Source organism: Pseudomonas sp. GV071, from assembly GCF_003050835.1.
Taxonomy (GTDB): domain Bacteria; phylum Pseudomonadota; class Gammaproteobacteria; order Pseudomonadales; family Pseudomonadaceae; genus Aquipseudomonas.
This window is the reverse complement of record NZ_QAOJ01000005.1, coordinates 1-11,664: the sequence shown is the minus strand read 5'-3', so window position 1 is coordinate 11,664 and position 11,664 is coordinate 1. Positions and strand designations below refer to the sequence as shown.

12 protein-coding genes and 1 pseudogene are annotated in these 11,664 nt (G+C 60.9%); 7 read left to right on the top strand and 6 right to left on the bottom strand.

Translation table 11 applies throughout. The features are described from left to right. Positions 1-48: 48 nt before the first annotated feature. Both C8K61_RS27210 and C8K61_RS27205 read left to right on the top strand, forming a co-directional pair. A pseudogene (locus tag C8K61_RS27210) lies at positions 49-1,086 on the top strand (cache domain-containing protein); the annotation flags it as partial. 24 nt (positions 1,087-1,110) lie between these two features. Next, a complete protein-coding gene (locus C8K61_RS27205) occupies positions 1,111-1,941 on the top strand; it encodes a methyl-accepting chemotaxis protein (RefSeq protein WP_371919988.1) in 831 nt (276 codons plus the stop codon). Positions 1,942-1,992: 51 nt separating this feature from the next. Here the strand turns inward: C8K61_RS27205 and C8K61_RS10585 are convergent, their stop codons facing one another. Continuing rightward, positions 1,993-3,096 (bottom strand): endonuclease/exonuclease/phosphatase family protein, encoded by a 1,104-nt coding sequence (locus C8K61_RS10585; RefSeq protein ID WP_108096225.1) that lies wholly within the window; start codon positions 3,094-3,096, stop codon positions 1,993-1,995. A gap of 185 nt (positions 3,097-3,281) precedes the next feature. On the opposite strand from C8K61_RS10585, the gene C8K61_RS10580 reads away from it, so the two are divergent. Next, positions 3,282-4,022: an ABC transporter substrate-binding protein gene (locus tag C8K61_RS10580; RefSeq protein ID WP_108096224.1), complete on the top strand. Its 741-nt coding sequence runs from the start codon at positions 3,282-3,284 to the stop codon at positions 4,020-4,022. Positions 4,023-4,027: 5 nt separating this feature from the next. On the opposite strand, the gene C8K61_RS10575 is transcribed toward C8K61_RS10580, so the two are convergent. Further along, a complete protein-coding gene (locus C8K61_RS10575) occupies positions 4,028-4,474 on the bottom strand; it encodes a VOC family protein (protein ID WP_108096223.1) in 447 nt (148 codons plus the stop codon). A 44-nt stretch (positions 4,475-4,518) separates the two neighbouring features. Further along, a complete protein-coding gene (locus tag C8K61_RS10570) occupies positions 4,519-5,193 on the bottom strand; it encodes a hypothetical protein (RefSeq protein ID WP_108096222.1) in 675 nt (224 codons plus the stop codon). A 115-nt stretch (positions 5,194-5,308) separates the two neighbouring features. On the opposite strand from C8K61_RS10570, the gene C8K61_RS10565 reads away from it, so the two are divergent. The 3 genes from C8K61_RS10565 to C8K61_RS10555 all read left to right on the top strand — a co-directional run bounded on the left by C8K61_RS10565 (position 5,309) and on the right by C8K61_RS10555 (position 7,953). After that, on the top strand, positions 5,309-5,824 hold the full coding sequence (locus C8K61_RS10565; protein WP_178086445.1) for an NYN domain-containing protein: 516 nt from the start codon (positions 5,309-5,311) through the stop codon (positions 5,822-5,824). A gap of 118 nt (positions 5,825-5,942) precedes the next feature. After that, on the top strand, positions 5,943-6,554 hold the full coding sequence (locus C8K61_RS10560) for a PolC-type DNA polymerase III (protein ID WP_108096220.1): 612 nt from the start codon (positions 5,943-5,945) through the stop codon (positions 6,552-6,554). A 67-nt stretch (positions 6,555-6,621) separates the two neighbouring features. After that, positions 6,622-7,953, top strand: a complete 1,332-nt coding sequence (locus C8K61_RS10555; protein WP_108096219.1) for a DEAD/DEAH box helicase — start codon at positions 6,622-6,624, stop codon at positions 7,951-7,953. Between the two features lie 129 nt (positions 7,954-8,082). Here the strand turns inward: C8K61_RS10555 and C8K61_RS10550 are convergent, their stop codons facing one another. Further along, positions 8,083-8,517 carry a PAS domain-containing protein gene (locus tag C8K61_RS10550; protein WP_108096218.1) on the bottom strand — a complete coding sequence of 145 codons (435 nt, stop codon included), beginning with the start codon at positions 8,515-8,517 and terminating at the stop codon, positions 8,083-8,085. A gap of 11 nt (positions 8,518-8,528) precedes the next feature. Next, positions 8,529-9,527, bottom strand: coding sequence for a response regulator (locus C8K61_RS10545; protein WP_108096217.1), 999 nt, complete (start codon positions 9,525-9,527; stop codon positions 8,529-8,531). A gap of 298 nt (positions 9,528-9,825) precedes the next feature. On the opposite strand from C8K61_RS10545, the gene C8K61_RS10540 reads away from it, so the two are divergent. Beyond that, positions 9,826-10,650 carry a LuxR C-terminal-related transcriptional regulator gene (locus tag C8K61_RS10540; RefSeq protein ID WP_108096216.1) on the top strand — a complete coding sequence of 275 codons (825 nt, stop codon included), beginning with the start codon at positions 9,826-9,828 and terminating at the stop codon, positions 10,648-10,650. A gap of 187 nt (positions 10,651-10,837) precedes the next feature. On the opposite strand, the gene C8K61_RS10535 is transcribed toward C8K61_RS10540, so the two are convergent. Then, positions 10,838-11,664, bottom strand: an 827-nt coding sequence (locus tag C8K61_RS10535) for an IS110 family transposase (protein ID WP_108096215.1), incomplete at its 5' end; no start/stop codon positions are given.

Genomic DNA, 11,664 nt, shown 5'->3' with positions numbered 1-11,664 from the left:
ATAGCAGCCAGACAACACCTATTTGCCGAACACCTGGAGAACGATGGTATGGCGCTCAATCTGAAGTTTCGCCACAAGATTCTGTTGGCGGCGGGCTTGACCGTGGTCTTTGCCTTTACCGTCTTTGTGCTGTTCAACGACTACCGACAACGGCAAACCCTGCGCGTCGACGCCGAGCGCTCGATGGGCGAGTTGGGCACGTTGACCACCTCGAATATCCAGACCTGGCTGCGCGGCAATATGGCCCTGGTCGACTCCATGGCCCAACAGATAGGCACCCAGGGTGCTGGCCCGGATGCGCTGAAGCAGATCGTCGGTTTGCCGGTGTATGGCGCGGCTTTTCAGCTCAGCTATTTCGGCGGCGCCGATGGCCTGATGTTCTCGGTGCCGGCCGGCTCCCGTGCCGCGGACTACGACCCGCGCGCCCGAGGTTGGTACAAGGCGGCCATGGCTGCCGGCCAGACGGTGGTCACCGAACCCTACATCGCCGCTTCCTCCGGCAAGCTGGTGATCACCGTCGCCACCCCGGTCAAACAGGGCGGCCAGATCATCGGTGTGGCCGGTGCCGACATTGACCTGGCTAGCGTTAGCGCCACCATCAACTCGCTGGATTTCGACGGCCACGGCCACGCGTTTATCGTCAGCAGCGAAGGCAAGATTCTGATCCACCCGAACAAGGACCTGATCCTCAAAACCCTCGCCGAAGCCTTCCCTGGCAGCGGCCTGGTGGCCAGGAACGGTTTGAGCGATGTCGAGGCCAACGGTGAAGATCTGCTGGTGCAGTTCACCCCGATGCAAGGCATCGCTTCGGCGAACTGGCAGTTGGGCCTGGCGCTGGAGCAGTCGTTTGCTTTCTCCATGCTCAAGGAGTTTCGCCTTACCGCCGCGCTGGCCACGGTGATTGCGGTGATCGCCATCATCACCCTGCTGGGCATTCTGATTAACGTGCTGATGCAGCCGCTGTTCGTCATGGGCAAAGCGATGCAGGACATCGCCGAGGGCGAGGGCGACCTGACCCGCCGCCTGGTGGTGCAACGCCAGGATGAGTTCGGCCAGATGGGCACCTCGTTCAACCGCTTTGTTGAGCGTATCCACCAGTCGATCAAGGAAGTGGCCTCGGCCACTCACCACGTCAACGAAGTGGCTTCGCGGGTGCTGACCGCCTCCAACGCCTCCTTGCTCAACTCCGACCAGCAAGCCACCCGCACCACCAGCGTGGCTGCGGCGATCAACGAGCTGGGCGCTGCGGCCCATGAAATCGCCCGTAACGCGGCGGTGGCGTCCGAGAGTTCTGCCGATGCCAGCGCCCTGTCGGCGGAAGGTCAGCAGGTGCTGGGGCAGTCGATTACCTCGATGCGCGAGCTGTCGCAAAAGATCAGCGAATCTTGCGGCACCATCGAAACCCTCAACGCGAAAACGGTGAACATCGGCCAGATTCTGGAAGTGATCACCGGCATTTCCCAGCAGACCAACCTGCTGGCCTTGAACGCTGCGATTGAAGCCGCGCGTGCCGGTGAAGCCGGCCGCGGTTTTGCCGTGGTCGCCGATGAAGTACGCAATCTCGCGCATCGCACCCAGGAGTCGGCGCAGCAGGTGCAGCAGATGATCGACGAGCTGCAAACCGGCGCACGCAGTGCGGTGACCACCATGGAAGAAAGTCAGAAACAGAGCGACAAGACCGTGCAGGTGGCGAACCTGGCGGGTGAGCGTCTGGGCAGCGTGACCAGCCGCATCGACGAGATCGATGGCATGAACCAGTCGGTCGCCACCGCCACCGAAGAACAGACCGCGGTGGTCGAGACCATCAACATGGACATCACCGAAATCAACACCCTCAACCAGGACGGCGTGGAAAACCTGCGCACCACCTTGCAGGCCTGCAAAGAGCTGGAGCAGCAGGCTGCGCAGTTGAGCCAGTTGGTGCGTAGCTTCCGGATTTAAGCGATACACCCAAGATCAAAAACTCGAGGCTTCAGCCTCGATGCTTTTGATCTATTCGTCGTTCTTCTCGGGCAACAAAAACCGCGCTATCAGCGGCAGGTGATCGGAGATCCGCAAGGTGTCCACCTGCCGCACAGTGGCCGCGACACGTTCCAGTGACGGGCTGTGGAACAGGTAGTCGAGCGTCCGGTCCGGGCCGCTGACTTGCGGGTCGTTGGGGTAGTGGGTGTACCACGCGGCCTGCCCGGCGCCGCCGGCTTCGTCCAGGCTGGGGATCATCGGGTATTTGCCGGCCAGCACCTGCAGCTCACTGTCGGCCGCGTACCAACTGCGCTGACGTTCGCTCAGGCGCTGGTATTGCCCCGGCGGCAACAGATTGAAGTCGCCACCAATCACCCACGGCGTCTTCGCCGCATTCAAGGCCTGTAACTGTTGATCGATCATCGCCACTTGCCGCTGCATGGTGTCATCGCCCTGGGCGAAGGCATCCAGGTGGGTGTTGATCACCGCTAGCTGACCGCCGCCACGAATCGGCAGGTAACTCACCAGCAAGGCCCGCTTCAAGTTGAATTGACGGGTCAGCGGGTCGGCCGGCGGCGTCGGCAATTGCAGGCGTTCGGCCTGGCTGATGCGAAAGCGGCTGAGGGTGCCCAGCTTCATGCCGACGCTGCCGCGAATTTTCGGGTGCGGCACGAACGAGGCCTTCCAGTAAAACGCCTGGCTGCTGCACGGGTAGAGGTCGGCGAGGCGCTCTTGCAACAGCGCCAATTGGTTCTGGTAGTCGGTGGCTTTGGTGTTTTCGTGCAGCTCTTGCATCAGCACGATATCGGGTTGTTCATCGCGCAGAATACGCACCACTTCGTCTAGGCTGTAAGCCAGGTCTGCTGCGGTTGGGCGGGTGTCCGGCCCACTGCCATCGGCCAGGTCATACCAGAACACGTAACGCTTGCCGGCCAGGTATTGCACGTTCCAGGTCATTACCTTGAGTGCCTGCCCTGGTTGCAGCGTGGCCGTCTCCGTCGCGCAGGAAAGCGGCGCCGGCTCACGGTCGGCGGGGTGCCAGCTGATGCTGTAAAGCAGCACCGACAGGACCACGCCAAGGAGCACAACGAGCAACAGGAGTTTTCGAAACGGATGTCTGCGAAACAAAGGCATGAGCAAGGCCAAGTGGCAAAAAGGGTGCGAGCCGGAGCATAACCGAGCGTAGCGTTTTAGCCCAAATAACGCAGGTGGCTGGCGAATGTCATGGGCGGCAATGTAGATTACGCCGCGGTTGTACGATCTCCTGGCTGCGCCCAGACAGATTGCCGGCCTTGATGGCCACTGATTAAGGACGATACATGCGTTGGTGCCTGCTGTTGATCACCCTGTTGTGCCAGCTCGTCTTCGCTGACGAGCGCACGCCATTGCGGGTGATGACAGACCTCTGGCCACCGTTCCGGATGGAAGATGCCCACGGCAACCTGGTCGGCCTGGACATTGATGTGCTCAACGAAATCGGCCGCCGCAGTGGACTGCAGTTCGACGTGCAGCGCGCCCCGTGGGCGCGTGGCCTGGCCGACCTGCAACAGGGCCGCGCCGACCTGATGATCGGCCTGGCGAAAACTCTCGACCGCGAGCAATACATCCACTACCTGGGCACGCCGTATTACGCCTGTGCTCCGCGTTTCTACACCGCCGCCAACGCCGCCGATGGCCTGCAAAGTTATGCCGACCTGCAGGGCAAGTTGGTCGGCTTCGTCCACGAGTCAGTGTATTTTCAGCCCTTCGATTCTGATACGAACCTGCTCAAACGCGGCGTCAACAATGAGCAGCAGCTGCTGCAGATGCTTTTACGCGGACGCCTGGCGGCAGTCATCGGCACCGACTGCCAGGTCGACTTCGAACTGCTGCAACCGCAATACGCGGCCGCCATTGCCAAGGCCCGTTACCGGCCCGAGGCACGCACCGAATTGTTTATCGGGTTCTCCCGCGTGCGTGGTCTCGTGGCTGAACAGCAACTGATGGGGCAGGCATTGCAGAAGATGCTCGACGAGGGCTGGATCAACCAGCGCGCCAAGCGTTATCAGGCCCAGCGTTGACTCCGCTAGTGCGCTTCTGAGGGAGCTTCGGGTTCGACGTAAATGTCGTACAGCGAGGTGGCATCCCAGTAGGTAGCCTCGATCTTGTGGCCGTCCAGATCGCGCACGAAACAGCCGTAATACTGCTCGCCGTAATGCGGGCGCGGGCCGGGTGGGCCATCGCCGCTGGCACCGGCTGCCAATGCCGCCGCATAGAAGGCGTCTACCGAGGTCTTGTCCTGGGCGACGAAGCCGATATGGCTGCCATTGCCAACGCTGGCTGGTTGTCCATCGAGGGGGTGCTGCACCCAGAACTCCGGGTACATGCGGCCATAGGCAACCGCACCGGGGTGCTCCATCACACGCTTGCACCCGAGGGTGGCAAGCACGCGGTCGTAAAACACCAGCGCGCGATCGAAGTGATTGGTGCCGATGGAGAGGTGCGAAAGGATGCTGGGATTGGCATCAGCCATGGAACGGGCTCCGAGAAAAGGCTTCCCTAGAGCCTAGCTGCAAATCAGCTGTGCGCCGTTTCGGCGCTGATGACCATAAACAGACGAAAGCCCACTACGCTGGCGAACAGCGAAATAAAACTGGTGGCCGTCTGCACGGCAAACACCAGCAAGGCCTCGTCGATCCCTACCTCACCTTCGTCGGCCAGGCCGAAGTTGATGCTTTGCAGCACCCACAGCGGCACCACCACCAACATCACGCAAAACAGCACGCGCAGAAACTGGCCATTGGTCATGCTGAAGCTGTCGCGCATCGCCAACAGGGGCGAGGTACCCCGCAGCACCAGCAGGTATTCGGCAAAGGCCAGTTTGACCAGCACATAGATGCCAGGTAGCAGCATCAGCCGGGCGCCAAGCAGAAACAGCAGGTTGGTCAGCGCCGTCAGCACGGCAAAACGTGGCCACATCCGCAGGGTTAGTGCCAGGACATTGGCCAACAGCGGGTTTTCGCCACTGCTGCGCGCGGCCATGAAGATGATCAATGCCCCGGTGTACAGCGGGTACACCGCCAGGGTGATCAGCATGGAGTAGATCGGTGAATAGGTGCTGGCGCTGTTAATCGTCAGCACGGTTTGCGCCAGGCTCTCGAGCATTACCAGTGGCAGGCACAGACGGATGATGTCGCCCAGGTTGCGGGTAAAAAAATAAAAGGCGTCACGAATAATCGGTAATGGGTTCATCAAAGAGACCGCGGTAGCAAAGCAAGGGCGCCACTTTAGCCCAAGCCCGGCGGGCCTCCAACGATGTGATGTGGTGCCCGGTTGGCAGAAAGCCTCGGCTATTAACGGCTGGCTGATGGCATACTGCCAACACTTTGGCCGCCCAGGAGTCAGGCTGGTGAAAAGAATTGCCGTGTTCGCCGATGTGCAGAACCTCTACTACACCGTGCGTCAGGCCCATGGTTGCCACTTCAACTATGCCGCGCTGTGGGCCGACATCACCCAACATGGTGAGATCGTCGAGGCCTACGCCTATGCCATCGACCGCGGCGACCCCAAGCAGCAACAGTTCCAGCAGATCCTGCGCAACCTGGGTTTTACCGTGAAGCTCAAACCCTACATCCAACGCAGCGATGGCTCGGCCAAGGGCGACTGGGATGTGGGCATCACCATCGACATCATGGACGCCGCCCAGCGCGTGGACAGCGTGGTGCTGGCTTCCGGCGATGGCGATTTCGACATGTTGCTCGACAAGGTGCGCAGCTATGGCACCGAGGCAGTGGCCTATGGGGTGCCAGGGCTGACGGCGCAATCGCTGGTGCGCGCGGCTTCGCGTTATGTGCCGATTGAGGGTGCGCTCCTGCTGCGCTGACCGCACTGTGTAGGAGCGGCTTTAGCCGCGATGCTCTTGACCTTTTTTTCCAGGGATCGCGGCTGAAGCCGCTCCTACGGTTTACCCTATAGCCCTTATTGCCCTCGCGAGATTTACCGTGGAACCCATTGCTGTCATCGACTTCGAAACCACCGGCATATCCCCTGGGCAGAATTGCCGCGCCACTGAGATTGCGGCGGTGATCGTCGAAGACGGGCGGATTGTCGGCCGTTATCAAAGCCTGATGAAAACCGGTGTATGGGTGCCGCCCTTTATCGAAAGCCTGACCGGTATCAGCAACGCCATGCTGCGCGACGCGCCACCCGCTGCCGAGGTGATGGAAGCGGTGGCCGAGTTTGTGGGCGACATTCCCTTGGTGGCGCACAACGCCTCCTTCGACCAGAAATTCTGGGACGCTGAGCTGGCCTTGATTCGCCGCCAGCGCCGGCAGACCTTCGCCTGTTCCATGCTGTTGGCCCGCCGCCTGCTGCCGCAGGCGCCCAACCACAAGCTCGGCACCCTCAACACCTGGGCGCGCCTACCGGTCACCGGCAAGGCCCACCGGGCGATGGCCGACGCGGAAATGGCGGCCAACCTGACCCTGTTTATGGCTGGCCAATTGCGCGACCAGCACGGCATCCAGGCGATCTCCCACAACCTGTTGTGCCGCCTGCAGAAAGTCCCCGCGGCGAAGATCGGCGAAGCCTTGCGGCTGGCCCGTAACGCCTGAGCCATAACGCCCAGCGCTGCGGACAGGGTAAACTGCCGGCTTCTTTGAAACACCCGGGCTACCCGCTATGACTTTCGCCACCCTTGGCCTGATCGAACCTTTGCTGCGCGCTCTGCAAGAGCTCGATTACAAAACCCCGTCGCCGATCCAGGCCCAGGCCATTCCGGCCGTGCTGGCCGGTCGCGACCTGATGGCCGCCGCCCAGACCGGCACCGGCAAGACCGCCGGGTTTGCCTTGCCGCTGCTGCAGCGCCTGACCCTGGAAGGCCCGCAAGTGGCCAGCAACTCGGTACGTGCGCTGGTGCTGTGCCCGACTCGCGAGTTGGCCGAGCAGGTGCACGAAAGCATTCGTGTGTATGGCCAGCACCTGCCGCTGACTACCTACGCGGTGTACGGCGGTGTGAGCATCAACCCGCAGATGATGAAACTGCGCAAAGGCGTCGACATTCTGGTCGCCACCCCGGGGCGCTTGCTCGACCTGTTCCGCCAGAACGCGGTGAAGTTCGGCCAACTGCAAACCCTGATTCTCGATGAAGCCGACCGCATGCTCGACCTCGGCTTCTCCGAAGAGCTGCGCGACATCTACGCCGCGCTGCCGAAAAAGCGCCAGACCCTGTTGTTCTCCGCGACCTTCTCCGAGGCCATCCGCACCCTGGCCGGCAACACCCTGAACGACCCGCTGAGCATTGAAGTCAGCCCGCGCAACGTGGCGGCCAGCAGCGTCAAACAATGGATTATTCCGGTCGATAAAAAGCGTAAGTCCGAGCTATTTATTCACCTGCTGAAAAAGCAGCGCTGGGGCCAGGTGCTGGTGTTCGCCAAGACCCGTAATGGCGTCGATGAACTGTGCGAGAAGCTGCAAGCCCTGGGCATCAACGCCGACGGCATTCACGGCGACAAGCCGCAAGCCACCCGCCAGCGCGCGCTCGACCGTTTCAAAACCCGCGAGATCCAGATTCTGGTGGCCACCGATGTCGCCGCCCGCGGCCTGGACATCGACGACCTGCCACTGGTGGTCAACTTCGACCTGCCCATCGTCGCCGAAGATTACGTGCACCGCATCGGCCGCACCGGCCGTGCCGGCAACAGCGGCCAGGCAATCTCGCTGGTCTGCGCGGACGAAGTGCAACTGCTGTCGGCGATTGAAGTGCTCACCCGTCAGACCCTGCAGCGCAGCGAAGAGCAAGACTTCGAACCCGAGCACCGGGTGCCGATGACCGACCCGAGTGGCCAGGTACTGAAAAAACCGAAGAAGCCGAAAAAACCGAAAACCGGCGGCGGTGGCGGCAAAAGTAAAACCCTGGGCAAATGGACCGAAAGCGCCGAGCCGTTGGACGCGCCGGTGAAGGCGATTCGCAAGGTGCCGAGTTTTAATACCGGGCCGCGGAAGAAAAAGTAACGTCGTTACGGGGGGCTTCGCTCGGCGGGATATTCTGGATTCCTGCCTGCGCAGGAATGACGGAGTACTTCCAACCACCTCCGTCATTCCTGCGCAGGCAGGAATCCAGAATCGTGCAGGTCTACACGGTCACGAAGCGTTCTTATGCACCGCAGCCTCGGTCGCGTCGTAAATCACCACGCAAATATGCTCAACCTGCCCGCTGCTGGTCGCCAGCGGCAGCAGGGTGACGTTCTGGTACATGAAGTCGGCGCGGCCGGTGATCGGTTGGTAGTTCTTGAAGTGCACCAGGTACGGCCGCTGCTCCCACAGGCTGAACGCGCGGGTGCCGAGGGTGACCACGGTGTCGACTTTGCGCCGGAACCAGTCCTCATCGATCTCCTTGAACAGCGCGAACAACGACTTGCCGTGCACCTCATCCGGCCCCAGGCCTGAGTGGTTTTCCATAAAACTGTTGAACACTTCCACGCGGTACTCGCGGTCGAGCACGATCACGCCCACATCAATGCACTGCACGATATCCAGCAGCCAATGAACCTCTTTGATGTCGATCTGCGCGGGCATAGGGCGGGGTCTCAGTTCATCAGGTAATTGATTTTGTAGGTCAGGCGCTGAATCGAATCTTCAGTGAACAGCAGCAACAGGTCGAAGTGCACGTCGTGGCCTTCCAGGCTGTAGCTGATCTCCACCGCCAGGGTCTTGCGCCAGCGCTGTTTGTTCACTGTGATCAGGCTTTCAATCGAACTGTGCAGGCCCAGCAGTTGCGGGTGGCCCTGGGAAAAACGCACATCGATCTGCTCGGAAATGCCGCTCAGGCAGGCGCCGATCAGGATGCTCGCCAGATCCAGCAGCATCTCCGAGACATCCCGTTCGTCCTTGGGCTGCCACTTGAACAGGCGGCCGATGTCGGCGATCTCCGAGTCGTGGAACAGCAGCAACGCCTCGCCGGCAATACCGTCACCGATAAAACCCTGGCACAGCGCGCTGTAGCGCTCACCGCGCTGGGCATCGGCGAGGGTCATGTGCAGCTCGCTGACCTCGAAGATATTCACGCTCGGCACCGGCAGCTCGACAAACACCCCCAGCACCTTGGCCAGCAAGGCGGCGGCGCGGCCCATGGCGACGTTGGTGATTTCGCGCAGGGCATCGCGGAAATTCACCTTCAGCTCGAACTCCGGGCGCAGCGGTACATCGGCGGGCTTGGCTGGCTGGCCCAGCAGGTTCAGGCGCTCCAGGGTCTGGCGCAGAATCTCCGGCTCGGCCGGCTTCTTGATAAACGCCAAGGCACCGAGCTCCAGCACCCGGCGCATGGCTTCTTCCTGCACGTCGCCGGAAACCACCACCACCTTGGCCGCCAGGCCCTCGGCGCGCAGGGCGGCGAGCACCTCGTAGCCATCCATCACCGGCATGGTCAGATCCAGCAGCACCACCTGGCCGAGGCCCTGGCGGATCGCCTGCATGGCTTCCTGGCCATGGGCGGCCTGGGTGATGGACACCGGCCAGTCGGCCGGTAGCGAGCGGATCAACTGCTTGCGCGCCATCATGGAGTCGTCGCAGACCAACAGAGGAATCACTATCGAATTACCACCATGACCAAGGGAGGGAGCGGCCGGCGTGTGCGCCGGTTGAAAGAAAGCATAGTCGTCAGCTCCCGTTGACGCTCAGTGCGGCCAAGACGTTACCGCGAGTGACGTTTACTGGTGCCGGGCGAGCCAGCCTGGTGCGTTGGCGAGGGGCGGGTGCAGAGCCCGGCGCCTGGGCTGGGGGTTGCCGGGGTGTGGCGCAAATCCTGCATTCTCGTGCAGTATTTTGAACGTCCAGCTGACCCTCTATAGTTCGGATTCCCAACCTTCCTGCCCACAGACGCCTGCCATGCGCCACAAGGACCTGAAACACTGGACCACCGGATTCGCCCATTTGCTCAGCCTGCCAAACGGCCGCCCACGTTTGTTGGGACTTAGCCAATGGCTGAAACAGATCTGCGCGGTCGACCATTTCGTCCTGTTTGTCTACGAAGGCAACCACCGACCGCTGGCGCTGTTCGACACCTTTGCGGCGGATAAACGCAAGATTTACGTCGACGACTACCAGGTCGGCCCCTACCTGCTCGACCCCTTCTACCTGGCCTGCACCCGCAACCAGCCAGCGGGCCTGTGGCGTCTGCGCCAGTTCGCGCCAGACCATTTCTACCTGGGCGAGTACTACCTCAATTACTACCAACTCACCGGTTTGGCGGAAGAGGTGGCGTTTTTCGTCGACCTGGCCGATGGCGCCAAAGCGGTGTTGTCGCTAATGCGCAGCACCACCAGCCCGGCGTTCAGCCGCGATGAATTGCAGATGCTCGAATGCGCCGAGGCGGTGGTGGCCGAGGTGGTGCGCGAAGCGTGGCAGCAATGCCGGGTGCAACCGCGCTCGGCGCAGGACCTGGACCATAAGATTCGCGCGGCCTTCGATGAGTTTGGTGCCCATAGCCTGACGGCGCGCGAGCAGGAGATTGTGCAACTGCTGTTGCGCGGGCACTCCAGTGCGTCGGTGGCGGAGCAACTGGAAATCAGCCCGGGGACAGTGAAGATTCATCGCAAGAATATTTACGCGAAGCTGGGCATAGGTAGCCAGGCGGAATTGCTTGGCTTGTTTATTCGCGAACTGGCCGGCTCCGAAGGCAGCGAAGAGCTGATGCTGCGTACCGCATCCTAGAGAACATCAGCCTCGAGTTTTTGATCTTGATCTTGCTGTTGATCTGCCCGCCCCGTTAGCGAAGGCCGAGTGCAGGCGCTGCGTAAGGGGTTGAGCGGCCGGGAGCCGCGAAAGGCAAAGACAGGCCATGGATGGCCTGTTTTGCCGGCCCCTGGAGCGGCGCCGGAAGGAGCAACCGTGTTTCAAATCAAGCTTTATTCGCATCGAAATGGGTCTGGTCACGGAGCATGGCGTTCAGGATCACTAGCAGCTTGCGCATGCAGGCTACGATCGCGACTTTGCTCTTCTTCCCGGCCAACTTCAGGCGGGTATAAAGCTCGTATATCGGTGGGTTCTTAGCGCGGATTCCGCTCAGCACAGACATGTAAAGCACGCTGCGTACTTCGCTTCGACCACCCCAAATACGTCGGCGCCCCTTCATTGTTCCGCTGTCGCAGTTATAAGGAGCAACGCCGACGAGGGCAGCTATTTGCTTGCGATCTAAATGACCTAGTTCAGGCAGGAGCGCTAAAAAGGTCAGACTCGTCACCGGTCCAATACCTTTTACTTCGCACAACAAATCGTATTTTGCCTGCCAGACATCTGACTGCTCGATGGCTTCGTGCAACCCACGATCACTCTCGCGTAACCTTTTTTCTAGCCAGGCAATGTGGGCTTTCAGCTCTTTACGTATCCCCTTGCCTGTCGCCTGTTTAAGCCTATTACCTTCCGTAACTATCATTTCAACTAACTGACGTCGACGGGCTAGCAGCTCTATCAGCTCTTGCCGCTCCGCTGATGGGACTTCTCGGATAGAAGGCTTAACGGCTAAGCCGAAAGCGGCCAAAACTCTCGCATCCAATACGTCAGTCTTTGCTAACTGGCCAGTCGCTTTAGCAAAGTCTCTAACTTGCCGCGGATTAACCACAACAACTGGCAGCTGCGCAGCTGCCAACTCCGCAACCAAGCGTCTTTCAAGCCCTCCAGTGGCTTCTAGCACCACCAGCGTGGGCTCAACTGCGAGCAACTCTTGGA